30 protein-coding genes are annotated in these 26,342 nt (G+C 63.5%); 13 read left to right on the forward strand and 17 right to left on the reverse strand.

Features of this window, described 5'->3' with window-relative positions:
* Positions 1 to 2: 2 nt before the first annotated feature.
* The 12 genes from IVB29_RS31640 to urtA form a co-directional block, all read right to left on the reverse strand.
* Positions 3 to 302, reverse strand: a complete 300-nt coding sequence (locus tag IVB29_RS31640; RefSeq protein ID WP_247507330.1) for a putative quinol monooxygenase — start codon at positions 300 to 302, stop codon at positions 3 to 5.
* 91 nt (positions 303 to 393) lie between these two features.
* Entirely contained in the window at positions 394 to 810 is a 417-nt protein-coding gene (locus IVB29_RS31645) for a hypothetical protein (protein ID WP_247507331.1), read from the reverse strand.
* Between the two features lie 22 nt (positions 811 to 832).
* Entirely contained in the window at positions 833 to 2,548 is a 1,716-nt protein-coding gene (ureC, locus tag IVB29_RS31650; protein ID WP_247507332.1) for an urease subunit alpha, read from the reverse strand.
* A gap of 34 nt (positions 2,549 to 2,582) precedes the next feature.
* Positions 2,583 to 3,122: an HD domain-containing protein gene (locus tag IVB29_RS31655; RefSeq protein ID WP_247507333.1), complete on the reverse strand. Its 540-nt coding sequence runs from the start codon at positions 3,120 to 3,122 to the stop codon at positions 2,583 to 2,585.
* 54 nt (positions 3,123 to 3,176) lie between these two features.
* A complete protein-coding gene (locus tag IVB29_RS31660) occupies positions 3,177 to 3,482 on the reverse strand; it encodes an urease subunit beta (protein ID WP_247507334.1) in 306 nt (101 codons plus the stop codon).
* Positions 3,483 to 3,493: 11 nt separating this feature from the next.
* Positions 3,494 to 3,796, reverse strand: a complete 303-nt coding sequence (locus tag IVB29_RS31665) for an urease subunit gamma (RefSeq protein ID WP_247343801.1) — start codon at positions 3,794 to 3,796, stop codon at positions 3,494 to 3,496.
* A 24-nt stretch (positions 3,797 to 3,820) separates the two neighbouring features.
* Positions 3,821 to 4,651 (reverse strand): urease accessory protein UreD, encoded by an 831-nt coding sequence (locus IVB29_RS31670; RefSeq protein WP_247507335.1) that lies wholly within the window; start codon positions 4,649 to 4,651, stop codon positions 3,821 to 3,823.
* Positions 4,652 to 4,687: 36 nt separating this feature from the next.
* Positions 4,688 to 5,383, reverse strand: a complete 696-nt coding sequence (gene urtE / locus IVB29_RS31675; protein WP_247507336.1) for an urea ABC transporter ATP-binding subunit UrtE — start codon at positions 5,381 to 5,383, stop codon at positions 4,688 to 4,690.
* A 3-nt stretch (positions 5,384 to 5,386) separates the two neighbouring features.
* Positions 5,387 to 6,148: an urea ABC transporter ATP-binding protein UrtD gene (gene urtD / locus IVB29_RS31680; RefSeq protein ID WP_247507337.1), complete on the reverse strand. Its 762-nt coding sequence runs from the start codon at positions 6,146 to 6,148 to the stop codon at positions 5,387 to 5,389.
* Positions 6,149 to 6,153: 5 nt separating this feature from the next.
* Positions 6,154 to 7,323, reverse strand: a complete 1,170-nt coding sequence (gene urtC / locus IVB29_RS31685) for an urea ABC transporter permease subunit UrtC (RefSeq protein WP_247507338.1) — start codon at positions 7,321 to 7,323, stop codon at positions 6,154 to 6,156.
* Positions 7,320 to 8,927, reverse strand: coding sequence for an urea ABC transporter permease subunit UrtB (gene urtB / locus IVB29_RS31690; RefSeq protein WP_247507339.1), 1,608 nt, complete (start codon positions 8,925 to 8,927; stop codon positions 7,320 to 7,322). Before urtB ends, urtC begins: the two co-directional genes overlap by 4 nt.
* An 82-nt stretch (positions 8,928 to 9,009) precedes the next feature.
* Positions 9,010 to 10,332 (reverse strand): urea ABC transporter substrate-binding protein, encoded by a 1,323-nt coding sequence (urtA, locus tag IVB29_RS31695; protein ID WP_247507340.1) that lies wholly within the window; start codon positions 10,330 to 10,332, stop codon positions 9,010 to 9,012.
* Positions 10,333 to 10,815: 483 nt separating this feature from the next.
* Between urtA and IVB29_RS31700 the strand changes: the two genes are divergently transcribed.
* The 3 genes from IVB29_RS31700 (at position 10,816) to IVB29_RS31710 (ending at position 13,233) form a co-directional block, all read left to right on the forward strand.
* Positions 10,816 to 12,441, forward strand: a complete 1,626-nt coding sequence (locus tag IVB29_RS31700; RefSeq protein WP_247507341.1) for a DEAD/DEAH box helicase — start codon at positions 10,816 to 10,818, stop codon at positions 12,439 to 12,441.
* Between the two features lie 23 nt (positions 12,442 to 12,464).
* Positions 12,465 to 12,752 carry a translation initiation factor IF-1 gene (gene infA, locus IVB29_RS31705; RefSeq protein WP_008131890.1) on the forward strand — a complete coding sequence of 96 codons (288 nt, stop codon included), beginning with the start codon at positions 12,465 to 12,467 and terminating at the stop codon, positions 12,750 to 12,752.
* A gap of 268 nt (positions 12,753 to 13,020) precedes the next feature.
* Positions 13,021 to 13,233: a cold-shock protein gene (locus tag IVB29_RS31710; protein WP_008131892.1), complete on the forward strand. Its 213-nt coding sequence runs from the start codon at positions 13,021 to 13,023 to the stop codon at positions 13,231 to 13,233.
* 92 nt (positions 13,234 to 13,325) lie between these two features.
* Here the strand turns inward: IVB29_RS31710 and IVB29_RS31715 are convergent, their stop codons facing one another.
* The 4 genes from IVB29_RS31715 to IVB29_RS31730 form a co-directional block, all read right to left on the reverse strand.
* Positions 13,326 to 13,904 carry a TadE/TadG family type IV pilus assembly protein gene (locus tag IVB29_RS31715; RefSeq protein ID WP_247507342.1) on the reverse strand — a complete coding sequence of 193 codons (579 nt, stop codon included), beginning with the start codon at positions 13,902 to 13,904 and terminating at the stop codon, positions 13,326 to 13,328.
* A gap of 77 nt (positions 13,905 to 13,981) precedes the next feature.
* Positions 13,982 to 14,560, reverse strand: coding sequence for a TadE/TadG family type IV pilus assembly protein (locus IVB29_RS31720; protein ID WP_247507343.1), 579 nt, complete (start codon positions 14,558 to 14,560; stop codon positions 13,982 to 13,984).
* A 231-nt stretch (positions 14,561 to 14,791) separates the two neighbouring features.
* Positions 14,792 to 15,289 (reverse strand): pilus assembly protein N-terminal domain-containing protein, encoded by a 498-nt coding sequence (locus IVB29_RS31725; protein WP_247507344.1) that lies wholly within the window; start codon positions 15,287 to 15,289, stop codon positions 14,792 to 14,794.
* Between the two features lie 143 nt (positions 15,290 to 15,432).
* On the reverse strand, positions 15,433 to 16,260 hold the full coding sequence (locus tag IVB29_RS31730) for a sterol desaturase family protein (RefSeq protein WP_247507345.1): 828 nt from the start codon (positions 16,258 to 16,260) through the stop codon (positions 15,433 to 15,435).
* 269 nt (positions 16,261 to 16,529) lie between these two features.
* Between IVB29_RS31730 and IVB29_RS31735 the strand changes: the two genes are divergently transcribed.
* From IVB29_RS31735 to IVB29_RS31780, 10 genes are all read left to right on the forward strand, one after another.
* The gene (locus IVB29_RS31735) at positions 16,530 to 16,694 is read left to right on the forward strand and encodes a Flp family type IVb pilin (RefSeq protein ID WP_129274995.1); all 165 of its coding nucleotides are present in this window, start codon (positions 16,530 to 16,532) and stop codon (positions 16,692 to 16,694) included.
* Positions 16,695 to 16,764: 70 nt separating this feature from the next.
* Complete coding sequence (locus IVB29_RS31740) at positions 16,765 to 16,911, forward strand: hypothetical protein (RefSeq protein ID WP_247507346.1); 147 nt, start codon at positions 16,765 to 16,767, stop codon at positions 16,909 to 16,911.
* A 114-nt stretch (positions 16,912 to 17,025) separates the two neighbouring features.
* Positions 17,026 to 17,550, forward strand: coding sequence for a prepilin peptidase (locus tag IVB29_RS31745; RefSeq protein ID WP_247507347.1), 525 nt, complete (start codon positions 17,026 to 17,028; stop codon positions 17,548 to 17,550).
* A 127-nt stretch (positions 17,551 to 17,677) separates the two neighbouring features.
* Positions 17,678 to 18,478 carry a Flp pilus assembly protein CpaB gene (gene cpaB, locus IVB29_RS31750; RefSeq protein ID WP_247507348.1) on the forward strand — a complete coding sequence of 267 codons (801 nt, stop codon included), beginning with the start codon at positions 17,678 to 17,680 and terminating at the stop codon, positions 18,476 to 18,478.
* An 11-nt stretch (positions 18,479 to 18,489) separates the two neighbouring features.
* Positions 18,490 to 19,965: a type II and III secretion system protein family protein gene (locus IVB29_RS31755; RefSeq protein WP_247507349.1), complete on the forward strand. Its 1,476-nt coding sequence runs from the start codon at positions 18,490 to 18,492 to the stop codon at positions 19,963 to 19,965.
* A 20-nt stretch (positions 19,966 to 19,985) separates the two neighbouring features.
* On the forward strand, positions 19,986 to 20,720 hold the full coding sequence (locus IVB29_RS31760; protein WP_247507350.1) for a CpaD family pilus assembly protein: 735 nt from the start codon (positions 19,986 to 19,988) through the stop codon (positions 20,718 to 20,720).
* Positions 20,717 to 21,985 (forward strand): AAA family ATPase, encoded by a 1,269-nt coding sequence (locus tag IVB29_RS31765; protein ID WP_247507351.1) that lies wholly within the window; start codon positions 20,717 to 20,719, stop codon positions 21,983 to 21,985. The genes IVB29_RS31760 and IVB29_RS31765 overlap by 4 nt, the downstream gene beginning before the upstream one ends.
* Before the next feature lie 21 nt (positions 21,986 to 22,006).
* Positions 22,007 to 23,470: a CpaF family protein gene (locus IVB29_RS31770; RefSeq protein ID WP_247507352.1), complete on the forward strand. Its 1,464-nt coding sequence runs from the start codon at positions 22,007 to 22,009 to the stop codon at positions 23,468 to 23,470.
* Positions 23,471 to 23,486: 16 nt separating this feature from the next.
* On the forward strand, positions 23,487 to 24,464 hold the full coding sequence (locus IVB29_RS31775; protein WP_247507353.1) for a type II secretion system F family protein: 978 nt from the start codon (positions 23,487 to 23,489) through the stop codon (positions 24,462 to 24,464).
* A gap of 9 nt (positions 24,465 to 24,473) precedes the next feature.
* A complete protein-coding gene (locus tag IVB29_RS31780; protein ID WP_247507354.1) occupies positions 24,474 to 25,448 on the forward strand; it encodes a type II secretion system F family protein in 975 nt (324 codons plus the stop codon).
* 53 nt (positions 25,449 to 25,501) lie between these two features.
* Here the strand turns inward: IVB29_RS31780 and IVB29_RS31785 are convergent, their stop codons facing one another.
* Positions 25,502 to 26,323: a tetratricopeptide repeat protein gene (locus IVB29_RS31785; protein WP_247507355.1), complete on the reverse strand. Its 822-nt coding sequence runs from the start codon at positions 26,321 to 26,323 to the stop codon at positions 25,502 to 25,504.
* Positions 26,324 to 26,342 lie beyond the last annotated feature (19 nt).

Genomic DNA, 26,342 nt, shown 5'->3' on the forward strand with positions numbered 1-26,342 from the left:
TGTTAGCGGACGTCGACCTTCTCGGGCGTGATCACTTCGATCTTGGGCGGCGCAGTGAAGCACTTCACCGCGACGCGGCCGAAGGTCTTCATATGCTCCTGGCCGCGATGCGGCACCAGCGCCTCGGCGTTTTCCCACTGCTCGACGAACACCATCTTGCTGGGATCGGTCACGCTCTCATGCAGATCATAGGCGATATTGCCGGGCTCTTTCCGCGTCTCCTTGATGCAGGCGGTGGCGGCGGCAATGAATTCGGCGCGCGTCTCGGGCTTGATGGTCAGGGTGGCAACGACGTAGATCACGAGAAATCCTCCCGGCTTTTGGTTTCTGTTTCACCCTTTATAATATTGGCCGGTCCTGTGCCATAGCTATCGGGCACGCGAATGTCGTTAATCAGGACAGGTCGTCTTTCCACATAGATTGCTTCGCAGCCAAAATCATCAGAACCAGGGCAAGGACGAAGACCGCGCCGCCGAGAAATCCGAATACCGTCGCACATCCGGCCAAATCGAAAACCCGCTCACTGATCACCGTCCTCTTGGCATAGAGATCCGCCAAAGAGACACCTCCCGCCAACGCGATAGCGCAGATCGAAAGCCCGCTGAGAACAATCGAAACGACCAAGGATATCCAGCACGTCATCAAATAGTTCTTCGCTCGACCGCTCGAGGCTTTGAACTCCACGATTTTCTCAGCGAAGGTAATGGAAAGTACCAGAGTGGCCGACTGCAGAGTCAGAAATGCCTTCAGCAGATCCTTCCCTTCAGCATAGTGGTACTTCAGGAACAGTTCTGGTGCGCTGATCTCCATGTGGAGCCTCCATGCGATGCGCTCAGTACATGAAATATCGCTGCGCCATCGGAAGCACCTCCGCGGGCGCACAGGTGAGCAGCTCGCCGTCGGCACGCACCTCATAGGTCTCCGGATCGACCTCGATATTGGGTGTGGCGTCGTTGTGGATCATGCTCTTCTTGGAGATCTTGCTGCGGGTGTTCTGGACGGCATAGAGCTTCTTCTCGATGCCGAGTTTTCGCGCGAGGCCGCCGGTGATGGCCGCCTTCGACGTGAAGACGACGGAAGAGGCCGTACGCGCCTTGCCGAAGGCGCCGAACATCGGCTGGTAATGCACCGGCTGCGGCGTAGGGATCGAGGCGTTGGGATCGCCCATCGGCGCGGCGACGATCATACCGCCCTTGACGATGCAATCCGGCTTGACGCCGAAGAAGGCCGGCGACCACAGCACGAGGTCGGCCATCTTGCCCTTCTCCACCGACCCGATCAGCTTTGACACGCCATGTGCGATCGCGGGGTTGATGGTGTATTTGGCGATATAGCGCTTGACGCGAAAATTGTCGTTGTCCTTGCCCTTGTCCTGCGGCAGCGCTCCGCGCTGCTTCTTCATCTTGTCGGCGGTCTGCCAGGTCCGGATGATGACCTCGCCGAGGCGGCCCATGGCTTGCGAATCCGAAGACATCATCGAGAGCGCGCCGAGATCGTGCAGGATGTCCTCGGCGGCGATGGTTTCCTTGCGGATGCGGCTCTCGGCAAACGCGAGGTCCTCCGCGATCGAGGGATCGAGGTGGTGGCACACCATCAGCATGTCGAGATGCTCGTCGATGGTGTTGCGGGTAAACGGCCGCGTCGGATTGGTCGAGGACGGCAGCACGTTCTTCAGGCCCGCAATCTTGATGATGTCAGGCGCGTGCCCGCCGCCGGCACCCTCGGTGTGGAAGGCATGGATGGTGCGGCCCTTGAACGCCTTGATCGTGTCCTCGACGAAACCTGACTCGTTCAGCGTATCGGAATGCAGCATGACCTGGACATCGTAATCGTCGGCGACCGACAGGCAATTGTCGATCGCAGCCGGCGTCGTGCCCCAATCCTCGTGCAGCTTCAGCGCGCAGGCGCCGGCCTTGATCATCTCGACCAGGGCGGCCGGGCGCGAGGCGTTGCCCTTGCCGGAGATGCCCAGATTGACCGGGAAGGCATCGAACGACTGGATCATCCGCCCCATGTGCCACGGGCCCGGCGTGCAGGTGGTGGCGAAGGTGCCGTGCGACGGGCCGGTGCCGCCGCCGAGCATCGAGGTGACGCCGGACATCAGCGCGTGATCGATCTGCTGCGGGCAGATGAAATGGATGTGGCTGTCGAAGCCGCCAGCGGTGAGGATTTTTCCCTCGCCCGCGATCACGTCGGTACCGGGGCCGATGATGATGGTGACACCGGGCTGAATGTCGGGATTGCCGGCCTTGCCGATCGCCGAAATCATGCCCTCCTTGATCGCGACGTCGGCCTTCACGATGCCCCAATGGTCGACGATCAGCGCATTGGTGATGACGGTGTCGGCCGCGCCCTGCTTGTTGGTGACTTGCGACTGCCCCATGCCGTCGCGGATCACCTTGCCGCCGCCGAACTTCACCTCCTCGCCATAGGTGGTGAAATCCTTCTCGACCTCGATGATGAGATCGGTGTCGGCCAGCCGCACCCTGTCGCCGGTGGTCGGGCCGAACATGTCGGCATAGACGGAACGTTTGATCTTGACGGACATCACAAGCCCCGTTTGCGTTTGAATGTTTGGTGGATCACAGCAACGCCCTCGCTGCTTTCACGGCATCGTCGAATTTCGTGTCGAGCCATGGATTGCCGCCGCGGCAGCCCGCGACCACCTGCTCAGCCCAGCCGGCATAGTCGGCGAGCTCGTCGCGCTCCTCAGTGGTCGGATCGGACTGAATGCGCGCCCCGATATTGCTGACCTTGTCGGCGATCTTGATCAGCTTTGCGCTGGGAGATTTATGCGGAGCGTCCTCGATTTGCTTCCGCCGGCGCTCAGCCTTGGGCAGGTCCATATCGTCGGTGCATTCGACCACGAGCGAGGCGACACGCTCCGATAATCTCTGCGCGAGCTCCTCGCGCGTGGTGTCGGTGTCTTCGATTGAATCATGCAGCCAGCCGGCTGCAACCAGCTCGGCATCGGCACCGTCGGTCGCGGTGGCGAGCAGGTTCGCGACTTCGGCGAGATGATTGATATAGGGCTCGTTGCCGCGTCCCTTGCGCGCCACGCCATTGTGACGGCGCGCGGCAAGTTCGGCGGCTTCGGAGATGAGGCGGATGGGCGACAGCATGGCAAAGACCTCCGTTTCTGCCTCAACCGCGCCGCGCCGTGCTCGTTCCTGTACTCACAGCTTCCCCATGACGTCGCCACGAAAACCATAAATGGTCTTCTTGCCGGCGAGCGCGACGAGCTGGATGTCGCGGGTCTGGCCGGGTTCGAAGCGGACGGCTGTGCCGGCGGCGATGTCGAGGCGCATTCCGCGGGCTTTCTTGCGGTCGAATTTCAGCGCCGGGTTGGTCTCGAAGAAATGGTAGTGCGAGCCGACCTGGATCGGGCGGTCGCCGGTGTTGGCGACCGTCAGCGTCACGGTCTTGCGGCCGGCATTGAGCTCGATCTCGCCGTCCTGGATGAAGGTTTCGCCGGGGATCATGCGTCTTACTCCTACCTGATCGGCTCGTGCACGGTGACGAGCTTAGTCCCGTCCGGGAACGTCGCCTCGACCTGGATGTCGTGGATCATCTCGGGAATGCCCGGCATCACCTGCTCGCGGGTGAGGACCTGCGCGCCGGATTGCATCAGCTCGGCGACGGTGCGGCCGTCGCGCGCGCCTTCGAGGATGAAATCGGAGATGATCGCGATCGATTCGGGATGGTTAAGCTTGACGCCGCGGTCCAGCCGGCGGCGGGCCACGATGGCCGCCATCGAAATCAGAAGCTTGTCCTTTTCGCGGGGAGACAGGTTCATGAAGAATCTCTTCCGTTCAACACGTCAATTCAGCCACAGGCGCGGCAGCGCGGCACCGGTGCGCGCCAGCACGGCCATCATGTCGGCGCGCAAACGCGCCGCATCTTGGGCACAGAACCGCGCCATTGCAAAGCCATTCCAGGCGGATATCCCGACCTCGCCGGAGAATGCGTCCGACGTCTCACGGATGCGCTCGATCAATGCCTCGTCACCGGGCACGATCAGGGCCGTGCCGATCGCAGCACCGCCATTGGCAAACGCGGATCGCCCAAGTTTTGCGCCGATGTTGCCGTCGAGCCTGACAGTCTCGGCGAATACAAGCCTGCCGCCGCGACGCAGCCGCCAGCGGTCGACGAACTCGCCCTGCTCCATCCGTTCGCCCATGGCGGTGCGGCCGAACACGACAATTTCGCAAAGCAGCAGCGAAGCCGTCTCATCTAACTCTATGTTGAAGCGGCGATGGACACGGGCGCGGTCGAACAGGATCGTCTCTTGCGGCAACCAGCCGAGATGCGCGCCCGCGCCGACCTTCAAGGCGATATTGAGCTGCGCCGCCCCTCCCGGCGCACGATAGACCTTCTCGGCCGCCGCCGTGGTCAATGTCAGGCGCGAGCCCTGGCCAGCTGCGATGTCGATATCGAAGCAGTCGCCGCCGGCGACACCGCCCGCCGTGTTGACGAACACGCCGGAGAGCCCGTCGTCTTCCGGCGAGGGAAAGCGTACGCGCAGCGAGCCGGACTCATACAAGGTGCCGCGACGCGTCACGCCGTCGCGGGCATGCACGTCGAAGCGCACCGCGCCGCGGGCACGGTTGGCTTCGAACACCGAAGACGTCGCTGAAACGTCGCTGCGCATCCGTCTCCCCAGCCGGTCGCGGCAGAAATTTTCGGATTACAGCGCCATCTGGCGGCTGATTTCGGCCGGATCGAGATTGGAGCGGTCGCAGGTGAACTTCACCGCGCCGCGATCCATCACGGCAAAACTGTCGCCGAGTTCGCAGGCAAAGTCGAGATATTGTTCGACCAGCACGATGGCGATGTTGCCGAGATTGCGCAAATAGGAGATGGCGCGGCCGATGTCCTTGATGATCGAGGGCTGAATGCCTTCGGTCGGCTCGTCGAGCAGGAGCAGTTTTGGCCGCATCACCAGCGCACGGCCGATCGCGAGCTGCTGCTGCTGGCCGCCGGAGAGGTCGCCGCCGCGACGGCCAAGCATCGATTGCAGTACCGGAAACAGCGAGAACACGTCGTCCGGAATATTCCTGTCCTCACGCTTGAGCGGGCCGAATCCGGTCTTGAGGTTCTCCTCGACCGTCAGCAGCGGAAAGATCTCGCGACCCTGCGGCACGAACCCGATGCCCTTGCGGGCCCGCTCATAGGGCTTGAGGCCGGTGATGTCGCTGCCGTCGAACACGATTGCGCCGGACGAGATCGGATATTGCCCGACCATGGCGCGCAGCAGCGAGGTCTTGCCGACGCCGTTGCGCCCGAGCACGCAAGTCACCTTGCCGGGCTCGGCCGCGATCGAGACGCCGCGCAGCGCCTGCGCCGCGCCGTAGAACAGGTTGATGTCCTTGACCTCAAGCATCGCTCAGCGCCCCAGATACACTTCGATGACCCGCTCGTTGGACGAGACCTGGTCGATGGTTCCTTCCGCGAGCACCGTGCCTTCGTGCAGGCAGGTGACCTTGACGCCGAGCTCGCGCACGAACGTCATGTCGTGCTCGACCACCATCACGGTGTGGGTCTTGTTGATCTCTTTCAGCAGCTCGGCGGTGAGATGCGTCTCGACGTCGGTCATGCCGGCGACGGGCTCGTCGACCAGCAGCAGTTTTGGGTCCTGCGCCAGCAGCATGCCGATCTCGAGCCATTGCTTCTGGCCATGGCTGAGGCTGCCCGCAAGGCGATTGCGCGCGTCAGTGAGGCGGATGGTCTCCAGCACCTTGTCGATGCGTTCCGATTCCGGTTTGCTGCCGCGCCAGAACAACGTGCCCTTGACGCTGTGGTCGACATTGAGCGCGAGCAGCAAATTGTCCTGCACGGTCTGGCTCTCGAATACCGTCGGCTTCTGGAATTTGCGGCCGATGCCGAGCTCGGCGATACGGGTCTCGTCGAGCCGCGTCAGATCGGTGACGCCGTCGAACAGCACTGTACCCTCGTCGGGCTTGGTCTTGCCGGTGATGATGTCCATCATCGTGGTCTTGCCGGCGCCGTTCGGCCCGATGATGGCGCGCATCTCGCCGGGCGCGAGCGTCAGCGACAGATTGTTGATGGCGTGGAAGCCGTCGAACGAGACGTGCACGCCGTCGAGATAGAGCAGTGCGGACGTCGCGCGGGTGTCCATGACATTCATTGCGCCTACTCCGCCATCTTCGGTTCGGTGACGCCGTCCTCAGCCGCCGCGCTCGCAACGATCGCGCCGGCGCGTTTTTCCTTCGTCGAGTCCCACCAGGCGTTGAAGGTGCCGACGATGCCCTTCGGCAGCAGCAGCGTCACCAGGATGAACATCGCACCCAGCATGAACAGCCAGTACGGCGCCAGCATGCCCGAGGTGAATACGGTCTTGGCGTAATTGACCACGACGGCGCCGAGCGCGGCGCCGACCAGCGTGCCACGCCCGCCGACCGCGACCCAGATCACCGCCTCGATCGAGTTCCCGGGCGCGAATTCGGATGGGTTGATGATGCCGACTTGCGGCACATAGAGCGCACCGGCGACGCCGGCCATGCAGGCCGAGAGCGTGAACACGAACAGCTTGTAGGATTCGACGCGATAGCCGAGGAAGCGGCTGCGCGATTCCGCATCGCGGATGGCGATCAGGACCTTGCCGAGCTTGGAGGACACGACCGAGCGGCAGATCAGAAAGCTGAGGATCAGCGCTAGGCAGCTCAGCGCGAACAGCGCGGCACGGGTGCCCTCGGCCTGCACGTTGAATCCCAAAATGTCCTTGAAATCGGTCAGGCCGTTGTTGCCGCCGAAGCCAAAGTCGTTGCGGAAGAAGGCGAGCAGCAGGGCATAGGTCATCGCCTGCGTGATGATCGAAAGATACACGCCGGTGACACGTGAGCGGAAGGCGAGCCAGCCGAAGCAGAAGGCGAGCAGCCCGGGCACGACCAGCACCATCAGCGCCGCGAACCAGAACATGTCGAAGCCGTACCAGGACCAGGGCAGCTTCGAATAGTTCAGGAACACCATGAAGTCGGGCAGGACCGGATTGCCGTAGACGCCGCGGGTGCCGATCTGCCGCATCAGATACATGCCCATGGCGTAACCGCCGAGCGCGAAGAACGCACCGTGGCCGAGCGAGAGAATGCCGCAATAGCCCCAGATCAGGTCGATCGAGAGTGCCAGGATGGCGTAGCAGACATATTTTCCCCAGAGCGCGACGAGATAGGTCGGCACTTGCAGGAACGAGCCCGCGGGGAGCAGCAGGTTGGACAGCGGAATCAACACGCCCAGCGCGGCGACAACCAGCAGGAAAATCGTCGCGCCGCGGTCCAGCGATCGCGTCAGCATGTGAGGGGTCATGCTTCCACCGCACGGCCCTTGAGCGCGAACAGGCCGCGCGGCCGCTTTTGAATGAACAGGATGATGAGAACCAGGATGGCGATCTTGCCGAGCACGGCACCGGCGACCGGCTCCAGGAATTTGTTGGCGATGCCGAGCGTGAAGGCGCCGACCAGGGTACCCCACAGATTACCGACACCGCCGAACACCACGACCATGAAGCTGTCGATGATGTAGCTCTGGCCGAGATTGGGGCTGACATTGTCGATCTGCGACAGCGCCACGCCGGCGATGCCCGCGATGCCCGAGCCGAGCCCGAAGGTCAGTGCGTCAACGCGCGAAGTCGCGATACCCATCGAGGCCGCCATGCGGCGGTTCTGCGTCACCGCGCGCATCTCGAGCCCGAGCGCGGTGTAGCGCAGCATCGCCAGCAGGATCGCGAACACCGCTAGCGTGAAGACGAGGATCCAGAGCCGGTTATAGGTGATGGTGATCTGGCCGAGCTCGAACGCGCCGCTCATCCAGGAGGGATTGCCGACTTCGCGATTGGTCGGGCCGAACATGGTACGCACCGCCTGCTGGAGCACCAGCGACAGGCCCCAGGTCGCGAGCAGCGTTTCCAGCGGACGGCCATAGAGGAAGCGGATGATGCTGCGCTCGATCAGCACGCCGATGGCGCCGGCGACGACGAAGGCGAGCGGCACCGCGATCAACAGCGAATAGTCGAACAGGCCGGGAAAGCGGGTGCGGATCACCTCCTGCACCACGAAGGTGGTGTAGGCGCCGATCATCACCATCTCGCCATGGGCCATGTTGATGACGCCCATCACGCCGAAGGTGATGGCGAGCCCGATCGCGGCGAGCAGCAGCACCGAGCCCAGTGAGAGACCGTACCAGGCATTCTGAACCGTGGACCAGACCGCGAGCGAGCTCTGGATCGAACCGATTGCGCTCGCCGCGGCCTTGGTCACCGAGGCCGGCTGGTCGCCCATGCCGGTGAGCAGTCCCAACGCTTCCTGGTCGCCGCGGGCCTTGAGAGTGGCGACCGCCTCGAGCTTCTCGACCTCGGTGGCATCAGACTTGAACAGCAGGATCGCCGCACGGGCGTCGCCCAGCGCAGCCTTGATGGATTTGTTGGTCTCCTTGGCCAGCGCGCCATCAACCGCCTCGAGCGCCGTCTCCTCGTGCGACTTGAAGACGGATTGCGCAGCCTGGAGCCGCGTTCCGACATCCGGCGACTGAAGCGTCAGGCTGCCGATCGCGGCATCGACGCTACGGCGCAGGCGGTTGTTGAGACGCACCGCGCTCGCGCTGTCGGGAACGCTGGCGACGGGCTCGCCGGTCGCGGCATCGATCGACTTGCCGTCGGCACCGGTGACGTAAACCTTCTTGCTGTCAGGGTCGGCCATGAGACGGCCGTCCTGAAGCGCGCTGATGATGGGAAGGGCCAGCTTGTTGCCGCTGCTTGCGACGACGCCGATCGCCTCATCCGTGTCGGAGAAGTCATCATTGGCGAATTTGGCGACCGCATCCTCGAACGGACCGGCGAAGGCCGGCAGTGCGAACGCGATCAGGAATAGCGAGAGGACAAAGGTACAGAGACGAGCGGACAAATTGGTTGGCACTGTGGATCACCCCGGCAGAAGTGGGGAGAAGGCGGCGGAATAGCCGCCTCCTCCCGTCGTGCATTAGAACGTCAGATCGGGATCAGGAGCCCGAGCCGAGGCACTTGTTGGTCTTGGTGTTGAAGTTGCCGCACTTCTTCCCGACCCAGTCGCCGACCAGGTCCTTGGAGCCGTCGAGCTCCTTCGACCAGGCGTCGCCCGCGACAAGACCCGGGGTCTTCCACACCACGTCGAACTGGCCATTGGCTTTGATTTCGCCAATGAACACCGGCTTGGTGATGTGATGGTTCGGAAGCATCTTGGAGGTGCCGCCGGTCAGGTTCTTGGCTTCGATGCCGGGCAGCGCGTCGATCACCTTGTCCGGATCGGTCGACTTCACCTTCTCGACCGCCTTGACCCACATGTCGAAACCGATGACGTGAGCTTCCATCGGATCGTTGGTCACGCGCTTCGGATTCTTGGTGTAGGTCTGCCAGGCCTTGATGAACTTCTCGTTCTCGGGCGACTTGATCGACTCGAAGTAGTTCCAGGCCGCGAGATGACCCAGCAGCGGCTTGGTGTCGATGCCGGCGAGCTCTTCCTCACCCACCGAGAACGCGACCACCGGGATGTCCTTCGCCTTGATACCCTGGTTGCCGAGCTCCTTGTAGAAGGGAACGTTGGCGTCGCCGTTGATGGTCGAGACCACGGCGGTCTTCTTGCCGGCCGAGCCGAACTTCTTGATGTCGGCCACGATCGTCTGCCAGTCGGAGTGACCGAACGGCGTGTAGTTGATCATGATGTCTTCCTGGGCGACACCCTTCGACTTCAGATAGGCTTCCAGGATCTTGTTGGTGGTGCGCGGATAGACGTAGTCGGTGCCCGCGAGCACCCAGCGCTTCACCTTCTCGTCCTTCATCAGATAGTCGACGGCGGGGATCGCCTGCTGGTTCGGCGCAGCACCCGTATAGAACACGTTACGCTCGGACTCTTCGCCCTCGTACTGCACGGGGTAGAACAGGATGTTGTTCAGCTCCTTGAACACCGGGAGCACCGACTTGCGCGACACTGAGGTCCAGCAGCCGAACACGACCGAGACCTTGTCCTTGGTGATCAGCTCACGGGCCTTTTCGGCGAACAGCGGCCAGTTCGAAGCGGGATCGACCACGACGGCTTCGAGCTTCTTGCCGAGCACGCCGCCCTTCTTGTTCTGCTCGTCGATCAGGAAGAGGATGGTGTCCTTCAGCGTGGTTTCGCTGATCGCCATCGTGCCGGAGAGAGAATGCAGGACGCCGACCTTGATGGTGTCGTCCGCGGCCTTCGCGCCAGAAATGGAAGCCAGACCGAGCATCAGTCCGGCGGTCGCGGCGAGCACGCCGCGGCGGCTAAATGACGCCGCTATATCGTGTGTGGATTTGCTAAGCATATTTGTATCATCTCCCTGACGCAGACGTGAAAAAAGACGCTGCGAAACGGCCCCACGGCCGCCTGCGATTAACGGAATCGCAAGAACCATGCCATGGGATTGGCATACGCCAAGCCACTGGTTTCATTTGGGAAATTTGCAGAAATCAAAGTTTCGCCGCAGTCTCTTTGCTCAAAACTTGGGCGAATAAAATGTATGCTAATGCGGCATGCGGCTTATTTATTAAGCAAAATGATGCCTCTGTCTAAATTTCTGGCACAACTATTTTTGCACCGCAATCGCCGTTTGAAGCTGCGTTGCCTTGAAAGCGCCCCCTGAATGTTCCATATGAGTGTCCGAGACCTCTTGCGAATCAAGTGGTCGTTGCGAGCCGCGTGTTCTTAAGCCCTTCCGGGCGTCTGGCTTGCCCCATATCTCCCAAGCCATCCGACACCCCAAACACGCAGGTGTCTTCTCGACACCCTCTCGCGCGCGCCGCGCTCTATGCGCCGGGCGCCCGCTTTTGACATGGAAAGAACCCACCTTTTGACTTCGTTTCAGGACTTCGGCCTCGCCGAACCGATCGCTCGCGCTCTTCTCGAAGAGAATTACGTCACTCCCACCCCGATCCAGGCCCAGACCATCCCGACGGCGTTGACCGGCCGGGACGTCGTCGGCATCGCCCAGACCGGCACCGGCAAGACCGCCTCCTTTGCGCTGCCGATCCTGCACCGCCTGCTCGAGAACCGCATCAAGCCGCAGCCCAAGACCTGCCGCGTGCTGGTGCTCTCGCCAACCCGCGAGCTTTCGGGGCAGATCCTCGACAGCTTCAACGCCTATGGCCGCCACATCCGTCTGTCCTCGACGCTTGCCATCGGCGGCGTACCGATGGGCCGCCAGGTCCGCGCACTGATGCAGGGCGTGGACGTGCTGGTCGCCACGCCCGGCCGTTTGCTCGACCTCGTGCAGAGCAACGGGCTGAAGCTCGGCAGCGTCGAATTCCTCGTGCTCGACGAGGCCGACCGCATGCTCGACATGGGCTTCATCAACGACATCCGCAAAATCGTCGCCAAGCTGCCGATCAAGCGGCAGACGCTGTTCTTCTCGGCCACCATGCCGAAGGATATCGCCGAGCTCGCCGACGCCATGCTGCGTGATCCCGCCCGCGTCGCCGTGACTCCGGTCTCCTCGACCGTGGAGCGCATCCAGCAGCGCATTATCCAGGTCGACTTCTCGGCCAAGCCGACGTTCCTTGCCAAGCTGTTGAAACAAGAGCCGGTCAACCGCGCCTTGGTTTTCACCCGCACCAAGCACGGCGCCGACAAGGTCGTGAAGACGCTTGAGAAGGCCGGCATTCCCGCCAGCGCCATCCATGGCAACAAGTCGCAGAACCATCGCGAGCGGACGCTCGCCCAATTCCGCACGGGCGAGATCCGCACGCTGGTCGCCACCGACATCGCCGCCCGTGGCATCGATGTCGACGGCATCACCCACGTCATCAATTTCGACCTGCCCAACGTGCCCGAGACCTATGTGCACCGCATCGGCCGCACCGCGCGCGCCGGCGCCGAGGGCACCGCGATCTCGCTGGTCGCAGGCGGCGAGGAGCTCGCCTATCTCCGCGACATCGAGCGGCTGATCAAGGTGACGCTGCCGCGCGAGGATCTCCGCACCGACGCCGGCCGCCGCGATGCGGGTCCTCCCGCGCCGCAGCAGCGACAGGGCCGAGGCGGCCGCCCGGGCCAGCGTCCGCAGGGCGCAAGACATGGTGAGGCAAGACATGGTGAGGGACGGCACGGTGACGGACGACGAACGGACGAAAGCCGTGCCGACGGACGCCACCATAGCGCCGGCAAGCAGGGCGACGGACGGCATGCCGATGCAAGACATGCTGAAGGACGGCATGCTGAAGGAAGGCACCCTGATGCAAGGCCCGGCAACGGCCCGAAGACTTCCAAGGGTTCCGGCCGCCGCCGGCCCGGCGGCAAGACGCATTCTTCGCCAAACGATCGGTCAGAACAGCGTCCTGCGCATAGCGCAGGCAAGCCTGATGGGATACAAGGCGTTGCCTTTTTGCGCCGCGAGAGTCGGCCGAACGGCCAATCCACCCGCAAACCCCATTCGCACTAGCCGTCCACGACCTGGAGAAATTCATGGCTAAGGAAGAGCTGATCCAGTTCGAAGGACTGGTCACCGAAATCCTCCCCGACGCACGCTACCGCGTGCAGCTCGACGCCGGACACGAGATCGTCGCCTACACCGCCGGCAAGATGAAGAAGAACCGCATCAAGACGCTGGCGGGCGACCGCGTGACGGTGGAGATGTCGCCCTACGACCTCGAGAAGGGCCGACTGATTTTCCGCCACAAGGACGAACGTCCCAGCGGGGTGGGCGGACCTCCCCGTCCCGGACAGCGCGGTGGCCAGTTCCGCCGCCGCTGATCCGCTTCCAGCGCGTCAGTCATGGAACTAAAATTCTGACCTGTATGCTGATCCGCCGTGGACCCACGGCGGATCAAAAAATCGTGCACGTCAGGATTGTTTCGGGACCTTGTTTCCAATAAAATGCGCCAATCGATTTTCGGCCGGACGACATTAGCATCCACCGGTACAGCCGGTTCAGACACGCTGACGACCCTTCCAAAAATTCGATCTAACCTGCCTGCGCAAGCGGGCTCTGACATTGTGTATTTGAGAAGGGACTACCCCCATGAGCATGGGAACCGTGAAGTGGTTTAACGCGACCAAGGGCTTCGGCTTCATCCAGCCCGACGATGGCGGCCAGGACGTGTTCGTTCACATCAGCGCCGTCGAGCGTGCGGGCCTCGGCACGCTGCGCGAAGGCCAGAAGCTCTCCTACGAGATCGTCGCCGACCGCCGTTCCGGCAAGTCGGCAGCGGACAACCTGCGCTCCGCCGGTTGAGCTCCCCGGGCTTTCGGCCCGGATCAACAAACCAAGGCAAAAGGCCGTGCGAGACGCACGGCCTTTTTTCATTCGCGATAAATCGCGGACGCTCAGTAGGCCGTACAGGCCGTATCCGGGCTGTAATAGACGCAGGTGGACTGGCGCGGGCGGGTATAGGCGACGTCGCTCAGCGTGATCGAATTCTTGAGCACATAGCCGACCGACGGCGTGTAGCTGTAGCTGACCTCGCTGAAGATCAGATAGGTGCCGGCGATCGCAAGCGTCGAGGGAATCGTGACCGCCGATTTCGCCGCCCGCGGCACCGATCCCTTGCTCCACTGCACATGCGCTTGCAAGGTCGAGGGATCGACATAGAGCTCGGTGATCGTCGACGACGCCGGCGTGGCGTCGTAGGGCGTCATGATGGCGGTCGAGGCGGCGAAGAAATTGGTCATGTCGGTATCGCCGACCGACGTCGACTGCGAGGTGAGGTCCGACAGCGTCCGCGCCATCAGCGTCACCTTGCGATCGATCGCCACGGCCGACGAGAACTCGACCGTGCCGAAGAACATCACCAGCATCAGTGGAACGATCACCGCGAATTCGGTCGCCGCCAGACCTCTGCCGTCGGCAAGGAATTCGTGCGCCGTGAGACGCGTCGTCCGCCAGAATTTCGCAATCGCCTGCATCGCTCCGCCGATCCGTGGTCCTAGGTTTTGAGCATGATCGTTTCGGAAAACCGCTTCACGCTTTTCCGGATCATGCCTCAGTAAGGCTCGTTCTTGAACGCGGCCGTGGCCACCAGCAGCCGCTTGCTGCCAGTGAGATTGGAGATGTTGTAGCCGAGCCCGGTGACGAACAGCGGCCACTGGTAGAACAGCCTGACGACCACGATGTCGCCGGCGTTGCCCGGGCTGTAGTTCATGCTCGTGTCGAAATTTCCGGAGCCGTTGATGTGGCTCGGCAGCGTCACCGCCGAGAAGGACGAGAAGCTCGAGACGTCGACATAGAGACTATTGCAGTCGAACAGCGCCGGGATCTGGGCGCAGACGTAAGTCTTGAACGTCGTTTGCGAGCAGGCCGTGCTGACGCCGGAGACCGCGCAGGCCGTCACCGAGCCGGATTGCGCCTGCCCGGTCAGGACCACGCGGGCGGAATTCTGCGTGATGGTCTCGAGCACCTGGCTCGCGAAGAACATGATCGCCGTTTCGATGATGGCGAACAGCAGTGCGAAGAAGACCGGCGCGACCAGCGCGAACTCGACGGCGGCGGAGCCGCGGCGGTTGCCGCGAAATCGGCGCAGCGCGGCGAGGAACGTAAATCTCTTGGGTGCAGGCGATGGCATCGCGTCAAATTCCCCGGCAGCGGCGATCATCTGCCCTGTTCAATAGCGGAAACAGATTGTTTAAGTGTTTCAGGCGATCCGCACGCGGCGGACCGCGCCGTCAAGGATGCGTTAACCACGGACAATCCGAAGGAGACGGAAAAGGGCGAACCTGGAAGAGAGCTCTTCATCGCGCGCGTGTCCGGACCGGATCATGCGATCCAGCCCGGGCAAATCCGCCGATCGGTCTTGCTAGTTGGTTTTGGCGCCCGCACCGGCGCCGCCGCTGGCATTGCTGCTCAGCGAACCGGCCTGGCTCATCGTGGTGTTGAAGTAGTTGTCGCTGTCGCCCAGCGTCACGCGACGCTGGCACTGCGGCATGCAGCTGTAGGACTCGCGCTCGATCCCGCGATAGACGGTGACGAGGCGGTCACTCGGGCCTTCGACCTGGATCTGGCGGTCCACCAGGATCTCGCCGCTCCGGTCGAGCGCGATGAAATTGGTGGCGCCATAGCCCTTCCCGGTCACGACGATCATGCCGCCGGGCTGGAGCGTGACATCGGCGATCAGGGGATTGCCGACCACGATGGTCGCCACCTTGCCGGGCAGCCGGACCAGCTTGGCCTGGTCGACATTGACGGCGATGGTATCGGCGGTGGGCTCGGCAAGGCCGGCAGCCGGCGATGCCAGCACCGCGGCCGCAACCAGAAGACAGACGCGCGCATGACGGCGCAGCAGTTGTTTACGCATACTCTTACTCCCGGGACGTCACAAACCGGCAGAAGCGATACAGCGGAGCCGGCGCCCGACCCCGCTAACCTGCCCTCAATTCGTGAACGTTCCGCAAATTCGCCGACTATTGTTTGAGCGGATTGGCGTTTTCCGTAACCTCGCTAGCGACGGAACGGATAAGCGAGCTGGCCCGCGATCTCCTTCGGCATGGTCGCTTCGTCCTTGCCGTAATCCTGCGGCAGCTGCCCCTCCGGCATGCGGAAGGTGCCGAACAGCACATCCCAGATCGGGAACGTGCCGGCGAAATTGGTGTCGCCGCCCTCTACGAGCGGAGTGTGGTGCCAGCGGTGAAACACCGGGGTCGCCAGCACATATCTGAACGGCCCGAAGGTCCAGTTCAGGTTGGCGTGCACGAAGGCCGAATGGAAGGTCGTGAACGGAGCGACCCAGACCATGACGTTGGGGGAGATGCCGGCGATCAGCAGCACGACGTCGACGCCGATCGTGCCGAGCACGAGATTGACCGGATGGAAGCGGGCCGCCGAGATCCAGCTGATCTCTTCCGAGGAGTGATGGATCGCGTGGTACTTCCAGAACTCACCGCCATGGAACAGCCGGTGCAGCCAGTACAGCATGAAATCGGACAGGACCAGGAACAGCACGGCCTGCATCCAGAGCGGCAATTGCGCCAGCGGGCCGTGGCCGTTGTCGTAGAAGGCGATGAGATCGTCGGCGTCATGGATGTTGAAGAGAAGGCTCGCACCGACGATCAGGAGCCCGATCCGCATGGTGCGGGCAAACACCGGAACGAAGAACCAGTAGCAGATGTCGGTGACGATCTCCCGCTTGCGCCACCACGGAATACCGGGATTGCAGGCCCAGAAATGCTCGAGCACCGTGAAGACCAGCGCGAGCACGAAGGTGACGGGGACCACTTTCGCGATGGTCTCGCCGAGCATCAGGGCGACTTCCATGGGCAGGCTCGACATCGTCGCCTCTCTTCCGAACAGCTGGTCCGCCTTAGGCCTACTCCGTGAAATTTAAGGGAGGGTGAAGCCAGTGGCGCGCTTGCAGCAGATCAGGAACCAAAGCGAAATCCAGCGGGGGCCTTAAGGCGAAATTCACTCTGGGCAAAAGCATCGCGCAGTATTCGGGTTTGCACGGTCGAATTAACTCTACCGAAAGAGCTCGGCTCTCATGGTCACAGCGTCAAAGACAGCGCCGAACGAGGCGATCCAACCCAGATGGAGTTATGTTCATGAAGAACCTGATTGCGCGTTTCGCCAAGGATGAATCCGGCGCCACCGCCATCGAATACGGTCTGATCGCCGCCGGCATCGCGCTGGCCATCATCACCGTCGTCAACAACCTCGGCAGCACGCTGAACACCAAGTTCGGTTCGATCAGCACCTCGCTGAAGTAAGCGACCGACCATCGATGGCAAAAGCCCCGGACCTCCGGGGCCTTTGTTTTTTTGAGCACGGCGAGTTCCAGTGGCGTTGCGCGAGTACAGATCCGATGCCGCGGTTGCGGCGCGCAAGACGGAGGCGATGCCGATCGGCTCGCCGGCCTACTGGGTCTGCCTTGCCTTGCTGGTTGCGACGGTCGCACTCGCCGCGCGCATCGCCAGTCTCTGGTGAGCACGCCTCTCGCGGGTTCCAGCCGTTGCGGCCGCAGCCGCCGTTGTCGGTTTGTTTAGCACTGCCGGCTAGCATCGCCCGACGCCAGATCCCCCAGGCCTCAAGACGCAGCCCATGATCCTCGACCTTGCGCGCCTTCTGCTGTTTCCGGCCCTGATGGCGTTCGCCGCCGCGAGCGATCTCTTCACGATGACGATCTCGAACCGCGTCTCGCTGGCGCTGGTCGCGGGCTTCTTCGCGCTCGCCTTCGCCGGTGGCATGGCACCTTACGAGATGCTGAGCCATGTCGGCGCCGGTGCGTTGCTCCTGGTCGTGGCTTTCGGCTGCTTCGCGATGGGCTGGATGGGCGGCGGCGACGCCAAGATCGCAGCTTCCGTCGCGCTGTGGTTCGGCTTCGCCCAATTGATGGACTTCCTGCTCTACGCGTCGCTGTTCGGCGGAGCGCTGACGCTGCTCCTGCTCCAGTTCCGGCAATGGCCGTTGCCTTACGGGCTGGCGGGCCAGGCCTGGCTGGCACGGCTGCACGACAAGGAGAGCGGCATCCCCTACGGGATCGCGCTCACGCTTGGCGCGCTGATGATCTACCCGGAGACCGGATGGGTGAAGGCGATCGACCTCGCTCACTTCGCACTGCGCTGAACACACCGGGTAAACCCGGCGTTAAGCCGATTTAGATACGCCTCATTAACCATGCTTTGACGAATAGCTGGTCAACTGCCGATTACGGCGGCGGCAGCGTCGCGGCGTTTTGTGGAAAGTGAAGCGTATGAATAGGGCACGCATAGTCGTCCTGACGGTCGCCATCTGCGCCGGCGGTGTCGCCGCGTATCTGGCGAGCGGCTCGGACAATTCTGCGCCGCCTCCAGCGGCTCCGGTCGCGCAGCTTCCCACCGTCGACGTGCTGGTCGCCAAGAACGACATCGGCCTCGGCCAGACCGTCAAGCCGGAAGACGTGCAATGGCAGACCTGGCCGGCCGCAACCGCCAGCGCCACCTTCATCCGCCGCAACGAGCGTCCCGAGGGCGTGACCCAGGTGACCGGCTCGATCGCGCGCGCTCCGTTCATCCAGGGTGAGCCGATCCGCGACCAGAAGCTGGTCAAGCCCGAAGGCTCCGGCTTCATGGCCGCCATCCTGCCGACCGGCATGCGCGCGATCTCGACCGAGATTTCGCCGGAAACCGGCGCAGGCGGCTTCATCCTGCCCAACGATCGCGTCGACGTCCTTCTGACCCGCCGCCTCAAGAATCCCGACCAGAGCGGCGGCGCACCTGATGTCGTCACCTCCGAGATCATCCTGACCAATGTCCGCGTGCTGGCGATCGACCAGGCGCCGAAGGAGAAGGAGGGCCAGAACGCGGTGGTCGGCAAGACCGTGACCCTCGAGCTCAATCCGTCGCAGACCCAGGTGCTCACTTCGGGCCGCCAGGCGGGAACGCTGTCGCTGGCGCTGCGCAGCATCGTCGACGTCAAGATGAGCGAGATCACACTCGACGATTCCGCACAGAAGCGCGATGGCGTTTCGATCATTCGCTACGGCATCCCAAGCTCGACGGCGAAGGCACGATGAGGACTGTCGATATGAAATGCAGGGCAGATCTGGCGACGATGCGAACCTCTGTGGTTCGCGCCCTGTCGTTCTCGGCCGCCCTTGCGCTGGTGTTCAACCCGGCGCTGACCCCCGTGGTCGCCGCCGACTACCGCCCGGTGGCGCAGGTTGCGGCCGACGGCCAGATGAATGCGCGCTTCCTCTCGCTCGGCGTCGGCAAGTCGATCGTGATCGACCTGCCGCGCGACATCAAGGACGTGCTGGTCGCAGATCCCAAAATCGCCAATGCGGTAGTGCGCTCGGCGCAGCGCGCCTACATCATCGGCGCCTCGGTCGGCCAGACCAACATCGTGTTCTTCGATTCCGCCGGCCAGCAGATCGCGGCCTATGACATCGCGGTCAAGCGCGACCTCAACGGCGTCCGGGCCGCGCTGAAGCAGGTGTTGCCAAACTCCGACATCCAGATCGACGGGCTCGGTGACGGCATCATCCTGACCGGCACTGCGGCAAACCCGATGGAGGCGCAGCAGGCCAACGATCTCGCTGCGCGCCTCACCGGCGATCCCAACAAGGTGGTCAACTCGGTCGTGGTCCGCGGCCGCGACCAGGTCATGCTCAAGGTCACGGTGGCCGAGGTCCAGCGCAATATCGTCAAGCAGCTCGGCATCGACCTCACCGCGAACCTGAACTACGGCACCTCGGTCGTAAGCTTCACCAACTCCAATCCATTCACGGCTCTCGGCCGCAACCTCGTCGACGGCAACAATCTGACCACGAAGTTCGGCGCGACGCCGTCAGTGCAGGCCACCCTGCGCGCGATGGAAACCGCGGGCGTGATCCGGACGCTGGCCGAGCCGAACCTGACCGCGATCTCCGGTGAGTCCGCGACCTTCATCGCCGGCGGCGAATTCCCGGTGCCGGCAGGCTATGCTTGCGACCCGACCACGCATGTCTGTACCACCCAGATCAGCTTCAAGAAGTTCGGCATCTCGCTCAACTTCACCCCCATCGTCCTGACCGAAGGCAAGATCAGCCTGCGGGTGATGACCGAGGTCTCGGAGCTGTCGAACGAAAATGCGATCACCCTGTCCCAGGCCGTGACCTCGACGGCCGTGAACTCGCTGACGGTGCCCTCGATCAGGACTCGCCGCGCCGAGACCTCGCTGGAGATTCCCTCCGGCGGCGCGATGGCGATGGCCGGCCTGATCCAGCAGCAGACCAAGCAGGCGGTGAGCGGATTACCGGGACTGATGCAGCTCCCGGTCTTGGGCACGCTGTTCCGCAGCCGGGACTTCGTCAACAACGCAACCGAGCTGGTCGTGATCGTGACGCCCTATATCGTCCGCGCAGTGGCGCAGAAGGACCTGTCGCGGCCGGATGACGGCTTCTCGGCGCCCGCCGATCCGCAGGCCGAGCTGATCGGCAACATCAACCGCATCTACGGCGTGCCCGGTAAAACCGAGCCGGCACGCAACTACCGCGGCACCTACGGTTTCATCACCGATTGAAGCGGAACGGGGACTTCACGATGACCACAAGACCACCCCAGCTTCGCAAACGCGCCACCGGCCTCGGTGGCGCGCTCGTCGGCATCGCGCTTGCGCTCGGCGGCTGTCAGCACGACGAGGCGGCGACCGCCTCCATTCCCGACGACTACAAGCAGCGTCATCCGATCGCGATCGAGGAACAGAACCGCTCGATCGTCGTCTTCGTCGGCCATGCCCGCGGCGGCTTGAGCGCCGCCCAACGCGCCGACGTGATGGGCCTGGCATCGGCCTGGCTGCACGAAGGCACCGGCGCCATCCATATCGACACCCCGTCCGGCACGCCCAACGCGCGCCCGGTCGCCGAAACGATGCGTGAGATCCAGGCGATGCTGGCAGCCGCGGGCATTCCGCCGCGCGGCGTAACCGTTCGCACCTACCAGCCGGAAGACAAGCGCTTCCTGCCGCCGATCCGGCTGACTTATTCCAGGATCGCCGCCGTCGCCGGTCCCTGCGGGCTGTGGCCGGAGGACATCGGTCCCTCGATGAAGAACAAGAGCTGGTTCGAGAACAAGGATTACTACAATTACGGCTGCTCCTATCAGCGCAACATGGCGGCCATGATCGACAATCCGGCGGATCTCGAGCAGCCGCGTTCCGAAACGCCGTCCTACACGACACGACGCACCGCGGCATTCGAGAAGTATCGCAAGGGAAATCCGACCGCGGTTACCTATCCTGAGGCCGAAAAGGCCAAACTCAGCGACACCGGCAAATGATCAGTTACGCTCGCCAGACACCAGAAGAGCAGCCGGATGCATCTCTCCCGCCGGTCGAGGAGCATATTGCGCCCGCACCGCGCGTTTCGGTCCAGGCCTTCTGCGAGACCGTGGAGACCGCTGCCGCGGTGCAGTCGGCCGGCGAGGATCGCCGTCTCGGCAAGGCCCATTTAAAGATCCAGATGGGCGGCATGGCGGCCGCGATCGAAGCCTACCGCTCGGCCCCCACGCCAAACGTGATCGTGCTCGAGAGCGACGCCCGCAACGACATCCTCGGCGGGCTCGACCATCTCGCTACCGTCTGCGACGCCGGCACCCGCGTCGTCGTGATCGGCCGCATCAACGATGTCATGCTCTATCGCGAGTTGGTGCGCCGCGGCGTCAGCGACTACGTGCTTGCGCCGGTCGGCGCGATCGACGTCGTGCGCTCGATCTGCAACCTGTTCTCGGCGCCGGAAGCCAAGGCGGTCGGCCGCATCATCGCCGTGGTCGGAGCCAAGGGCGGCGTCGGCGCCTCCACCATCTCACACAACGTCGCCTGGGCGATTGCGCGCGACCTCGCGATGGACGCGGTCGTAGCCGATCTCGACCTTGCCTTCGGCACCGCCGGCCTCGACTACAACCAGGACCCGCCGCAGGGCATTGCAGACGCCGTGTTCTCGCCCGACCGCGTCGATACGGCCTTCATCGACCGCCTGCTGTCGAAATGCACCGACCATCTCAGCCTGCTGGCGGCGCCGGCGACGCTCGACCGGGTCTATGATTTCGGCATTGACGCCTTCGACGCCGTGTTCGACACGCTGCGCTCCACCATGCCCTGCATCGTGCTGGACGTCCCGCACCAATGGTCGGGCTGGACCAAGCGCGCCCTGATCGGAGCCGACGACATCCTGATCGTGGCGGCGCCCGACCTTGCCAATTTGCGCAATACCAAGAACCTGTTCGACCTGCTGAAGGCCTCGCGCCCGAACGACCGGCCGCCGCTCTACTGCCTGAACCAGGTCGGCATCCCGAAAAGGCCCGAAATCGCCGCTGCGGAGTTCGCCAAGGCGATCGAGAGCCAGCCGGTCGTCTCGATCCCGTTCGAGCCGCAGATCTTCGGGTCGGCCGCAAACAACGGCCAGATGATCGCGGAGATCTCCGCTAACCACAAGTCGATCGAGATGTTCCTTCAGATCGCCCAGCGCCTGACCGGGCGCAGCGAGACGAAGAAACAAAAGTCGTCCTTGCTTTCACCCCTGATTGAGAAGTTGCGCGGAAAATAAGCCGCCGCAAGGAGTCGTTAAGTGTTCGGTAAGCGTAGCGGAACAGACACCGATACTCGGGCTCCCAAGCTCGGCGCCGTGTCGCCAGAGCCTGCCCCGGCTCCGGCGCCGACGGTGTCGCGCGCGCCGCCCCCGCCGGCCGTCGCCTCGCCGCCGCTCGCCCCGGCCAGGCCTGCGCCGACCATGGAGGCCCGCCGCTCGGATAATTATTACGAGGTCAAGGCGACCATCTTCGGCGCTCTGATCGAGGCCATCGACCTCGCCCAGCTTGCCAAGCTTGACTCCGAGTCCGCGCGCGAGGAAATCCGCGACATCGTCAACGAGATCATCGCGATCAAGAACATCGTGATGTCGATCGCCGAGCAGGAAGAGCTGCTCGACGATATCTGCAACGACGTGCTGGGCTACGGTCCGCTGGAGCCGCTGCTGTCGCGCGACGACATCGCCGACATCATGGTCAACGGCGCCAACACCGTCTTCATCGAAGTCAACGGCAAGATCCAGAAGACCGGAATCCGCTTTCGCGACAACCAGCAGCTGCTCAACATCTGCCAGCGCATCGTCAGCCAGGTCGGCCGGCGCGTCGACGAATCCTCGCCGATCTGCGACGCGCGCCTCGCCGACGGCTCCCGCGTCAACGCCATCGTGCAGCCGCTGTCGATCGACGGCCCCACGCTCACCATCCGCAAATTCAAAAAGGACAAGCTGACGCTGGATCAGCTCGTCAAGTTCGGCGCGATCTCGCCGGAAGGCGCCGAAATCCTCCAGATCATCGGCCGCGTCCGCTGCAACGTGCTGATCTCCGGCGGCACCGGCTCGGGCAAGACCACGCTGCTCAACTGCATGACCAACTATATCGAGCACGACGAGCGCGTCATCACCTGCGAGGACGCCGCCGAGCTTCAGCTGCAGCAGCCCCATGTGGTCCGGCTGGAAACCCGCCCGCCCAATATCGAGGGCGAGGGCCAGGTCACCATGCGGGAACTGGTGCGCAACTGCCTGCGTATGCGCCCCGAACGCATCATCGTCGGCGAAGTCCGCGGACCCGAGGCGTTCGACCTGCTCCAAGCCATGAACACCGGCCACGACGGCTCGATGGGCACGCTGCACGCCAACAATCCGCGCGAAGCGCTATCGCGGTGCGAATCCATGATCACGATGGGTGGCTTTTCGCTTCCATCGCGAACAATTCGCGAGATGATCTGCGCCTCGATCGACGTCATCGTCCAGGCCGCGCGCCTGCGCGACGGTTCGCGCCGCATCACCCACATCACCGAGGTGATGGGCATGGAAGGCGACACCATCATCACCCAGGACGTCTTCCTCTACGACATGATCGGCGAGGACGCCAACGGCAAGATCATCGGCCGGCACCGCTCGACCGGCATCGGCCGCCCGAAATTCTGGGAACGCGCCCGCTATTACGGCGAAGAGAAGCGCCTTGCCGCGGCGCTCGACGCCGCGGAAGTGGCGCCTCCGACGTGAGGAGCTCAGCACGGCCATGAACATGCAGGTCCTCGCCCTCGCCTTCCTCGCCACCGCCGCCGTCGGCGGCATCGCCTGGGTCTTCCTTTATCCGCTGCTGTCCGGAGAGCGGAAGGCCGAGAACCGCCGCGCCTCGATCTCGCGCGCCGATGCGCCCGCGGCCAAGCAGACCGAGAAGAGCCAGCGATCGCGCCGTGAGCAGGTCGAGACCTCGCTGAAGGATCTCGAGGCACGGCGCCAGCAGGAGAAGAGCGTTCCGCTCAGCGTCCGCCTGTCACAGGCAGGGCTCGACTGGACGCCACAGAAATTCTGGATCGTGTCCGCCGTCGTGGCGGGCGCGCTGTTCGCGGCCGCCATGTTCGTCAGTGGTGGCCTGCTCGGCGCCGCGGGGCTTGCCTTTGCCGGCGGCTTCGGCCTGCCGCGCTGGGCACTCGGCTTCCTGAAGAAGCGCCGCGAAAGCAAGTTCCTGGCATCGCTGCCCGATGCGGTCGACATCATCGTCCGCGGCATCAAGGCCGGCCTGCCATTGTTCGAATCGATCAAGGTCGTCGCTGCGGACGCGCCCGAGCCGCTGCGCAGCGAGTTTCTGGCCATCATCGAGACACAGGCGATCGGCATGCCACTGGGTGAAGCCTGTACGCGCCTCTACGAGCGCATGCCGCTGCCGGAAGCCAACTTTTTCGGAATCGTCATCTCGATCCAGCAGAAGTCGGGCGGCAACCTCTCCGAAGCGCTGGGCAACCTCTCCAAGGTGCTGCGCGACCGCAAGAAGATGAAGGAAAAGATCCAGGCGATGTCGATGGAAGCCAAGGCTTCGGCCGGCATCATCGGCTCGCTGCCGCCGATCGTGATGTTCCTCGTCTATCTGACGACGCCGCACTACATCTCGATTCTGTGGACCCATCCCACCGGCCAGCTGATGCTGGTCGGCTGCGTCGTCTGGATGTCGATCGGCATCATGGTGATGAAGAAGATGATCAACTTCGATTTCTGACGGTGCAATATGGTCGATTTCCTCATCACGAGACTGCATGACGTCCGCTTCATGACCATGCTGCTGGCGGCTGTCGCCGCCAGCGCCACCGTCTATACGCTGGTGATGCCGCTGTTCGCCGGCGAAGGTCTTTCCAAGCGCATGAAGGCGGTGGCGAGCGAGCGCGAGCGCATCCGGCAGCGCGAACGCGAGCGCCTCAACAAGAGCGAGAAGGTCACGCTACGCCAGACGCCCAAACAGCTCGTCTCCAAGGTCGTCGACGACTTCAACCTCACCAAATGGCTCGCGCAGGAAGCCGCGCGCGACAAGCTCATCATGGCGGGTTATCGCGGCCAGGCGCCCTACATCACCTTCCTGTTCGCCCGCATGGTGGCCCCGCTCGTGCTGTTCGTCGGCTCGGTCGTCTACGTGTTCCTGATCGCGCACATGGAAAAGCCGATGCCCGTCAAGATCGGCATCTGCGTCGGTGCCGCCTATCTCGGCCTCCAGGCGCCGATGCTGTTCCTCAGGAACGCGATCTCCAAGCGCCAGCTCTCGATCAAGCGCGCCTTTCCCGACGCGCTCGACCTGCTGCTGATCTGTATCGAATCCGGCATGTCGGTCGAAATGGCGTTTCGCAAGGTCGCCGTCGAAATCGTGGGCCAGTCGATCGCGCTGTCGGAGGAATTCACGCTGACCACGGCCGAGCTGTCCTATTTGCAGGACCGCAAGGTCGCCTATGAGAATCTGGCACGGCGCACCGGGCTCGAGGGCGTCAAGTCGGTGTGTCTCGCGCTTCAGCAGGCGGAACGTTACGGCACCCCGCTCGGGCATTCTCTGCGCGTCATGGCGCAGGAAAACCGCGACATGCGCATGAACGAGGCCGAGAAGAAGGCCGCCGCGCTGCCGCCGAAGCTGACGGTGCCGATGATCCTGTTCTTCCTGCCGGTGCTGTTCGTCGTCATCCTCGGGCCGACCGCCATCAAGATCACCGAGCTGCAATAAGGCGAGCGGCGGACCGCTAGCGGTCTGCGGTCGGCGTCAGGAACTAAATCTGATCAGTCGGGCTGGCTGAGTGAGGCGACCGGCGTCCGCTTCTGCGCGCCACGCGGAGCCTCATTGCGGTTCAGCATTTCCTTGAGGTACGCGACATTGGCCGCGGCCTGGTCCGGCGGCAGATCTGCCTTCACGATGGTCTCGGCTTCCGCGAAGCGGCCCTGGAGGCCGACGACCAGGCCGAGATTTTGCCGCACCCGGCTGCTGGCACGCGGCGAGGCGTAGGCCTGCCGCAGCGCCTCTTCGGCCTTGGGCAGATCCCTCGACAGCATGTAGGACAGGCCGACATTGGAAAGCACGCCGGGATCACCCGGCGCGATCTTCAGCGCGCTCGCATAGTAGGAACGCGCTTCGTCGTGACGGCCCATCTGGTCGAGCGCGGTCCCCTGCACCGAGAGCAGGCGCCAGTCCGGATTGTCGGGCGAATGCGCCTTCGACAGCACGTCGAAGGCCTGCTGGAAATTACCGTTGTCGGCGAGCGCGCGGCCATACTGGGCGAGCAGCGCCTTGTTGCCGGGATTGGCGATGGTGGCCTGCTCGAGCACGGCGGCGGCCTGGGCGCGCTGACCGTTGGCGCGCAAGGCCTGGCCATAGGCGAGCGCGGCCTCGGCGTCCTTGGGGTTGGCGCGGTAGCGCTCGCCATAGACTTCGACGGCGCGCGCGGGATCGCTGGACGGGGCGGGAGCGGCCTCCGCGTGCGACCCGATCGAGCCGGTGACGTCGGAGAGCTTCGACATTGCCGTGCAGCCACCAAGACTCATGGCCACCACCGCGACAAGCGAGGCAGACGCGAGAAGCCGGGCAGGACTGAACCGTTGACGCATGACGCTTTAACTCTCGAGC

The sequence above is a fragment of the Bradyrhizobium sp. 1 genome (assembly GCF_023073315.1).
In the GTDB taxonomy this organism is placed as follows: domain Bacteria; phylum Pseudomonadota; class Alphaproteobacteria; order Rhizobiales; family Xanthobacteraceae; genus Bradyrhizobium.

Excerpts from the sequence above, each read along its gene's own strand:
- IVB29_RS31780 (WP_247507354.1), top strand. The coding sequence starts at position 24,474 with ATGGTCGATTTCCTCATCACGAGACTGCATGACGTCCGCTTCATGACC.
- IVB29_RS31715 (WP_247507342.1), bottom strand. The coding sequence starts at position 13,904 with ATGCAGGCGATTGCGAAATTCTGGCGGACGACGCGTCTCACGGCGCAC.
- cpaB (WP_247507348.1), top strand. The coding sequence starts at position 17,678 with ATGAATAGGGCACGCATAGTCGTCCTGACGGTCGCCATCTGCGCCGGC.
- IVB29_RS31755 (WP_247507349.1), top strand. The coding sequence starts at position 18,490 with ATGAAATGCAGGGCAGATCTGGCGACGATGCGAACCTCTGTGGTTCGC.
- IVB29_RS31720 (WP_247507343.1), bottom strand. The coding sequence starts at position 14,560 with ATGCCATCGCCTGCACCCAAGAGATTTACGTTCCTCGCCGCGCTGCGC.
- IVB29_RS31725 (WP_247507344.1), bottom strand. The coding sequence starts at position 15,289 with ATGCGTAAACAACTGCTGCGCCGTCATGCGCGCGTCTGTCTTCTGGTT.
- IVB29_RS31655 (WP_247507333.1), bottom strand. The coding sequence starts at position 3,122 with ATGCTGTCGCCCATCCGCCTCATCTCCGAAGCCGCCGAACTTGCCGCG.
- IVB29_RS31730 (WP_247507345.1), bottom strand. The coding sequence starts at position 16,260 with ATGTCGAGCCTGCCCATGGAAGTCGCCCTGATGCTCGGCGAGACCATC.
- IVB29_RS31745 (WP_247507347.1), top strand. The coding sequence starts at position 17,026 with ATGATCCTCGACCTTGCGCGCCTTCTGCTGTTTCCGGCCCTGATGGCG.
- urtA (WP_247507340.1), bottom strand. The coding sequence starts at position 10,332 with ATGCTTAGCAAATCCACACACGATATAGCGGCGTCATTTAGCCGCCGC.
- IVB29_RS31735 (WP_129274995.1), top strand. The coding sequence starts at position 16,530 with ATGAAGAACCTGATTGCGCGTTTCGCCAAGGATGAATCCGGCGCCACC.
- IVB29_RS31775 (WP_247507353.1), top strand. The coding sequence starts at position 23,487 with ATGAACATGCAGGTCCTCGCCCTCGCCTTCCTCGCCACCGCCGCCGTC.
- urtE (WP_247507336.1), bottom strand. The coding sequence starts at position 5,383 with ATGCTTGAGGTCAAGGACATCAACCTGTTCTACGGCGCGGCGCAGGCG.
- IVB29_RS31660 (WP_247507334.1), bottom strand. The coding sequence starts at position 3,482 with ATGATCCCCGGCGAAACCTTCATCCAGGACGGCGAGATCGAGCTCAAT.
- infA (WP_008131890.1), top strand. The coding sequence starts at position 12,465 with ATGGCTAAGGAAGAGCTGATCCAGTTCGAAGGACTGGTCACCGAAATC.
- IVB29_RS31760 (WP_247507350.1), top strand. The coding sequence starts at position 19,986 with ATGACCACAAGACCACCCCAGCTTCGCAAACGCGCCACCGGCCTCGGT.
- urtC (WP_247507338.1), bottom strand. The coding sequence starts at position 7,323 with ATGACCCCTCACATGCTGACGCGATCGCTGGACCGCGGCGCGACGATT.
- ureC (WP_247507332.1), bottom strand. The coding sequence starts at position 2,548 with ATGTCCGTCAAGATCAAACGTTCCGTCTATGCCGACATGTTCGGCCCG.
- urtD (WP_247507337.1), bottom strand. The coding sequence starts at position 6,148 with ATGAATGTCATGGACACCCGCGCGACGTCCGCACTGCTCTATCTCGAC.
- IVB29_RS31665 (WP_247343801.1), bottom strand. The coding sequence starts at position 3,796 with ATGAACCTGTCTCCCCGCGAAAAGGACAAGCTTCTGATTTCGATGGCG.
- IVB29_RS31765 (WP_247507351.1), top strand. The coding sequence starts at position 20,717 with ATGATCAGTTACGCTCGCCAGACACCAGAAGAGCAGCCGGATGCATCT.
- IVB29_RS31710 (WP_008131892.1), top strand. The coding sequence starts at position 13,021 with ATGAGCATGGGAACCGTGAAGTGGTTTAACGCGACCAAGGGCTTCGGC.
- IVB29_RS31700 (WP_247507341.1), top strand. The coding sequence starts at position 10,816 with ATGCGCCGGGCGCCCGCTTTTGACATGGAAAGAACCCACCTTTTGACT.
- IVB29_RS31645 (WP_247507331.1), bottom strand. The coding sequence starts at position 810 with ATGGAGATCAGCGCACCAGAACTGTTCCTGAAGTACCACTATGCTGAA.
- IVB29_RS31785 (WP_247507355.1), bottom strand. The coding sequence starts at position 26,323 with ATGCGTCAACGGTTCAGTCCTGCCCGGCTTCTCGCGTCTGCCTCGCTT.
- IVB29_RS31670 (WP_247507335.1), bottom strand. The coding sequence starts at position 4,651 with ATGCGCAGCGACGTTTCAGCGACGTCTTCGGTGTTCGAAGCCAACCGT.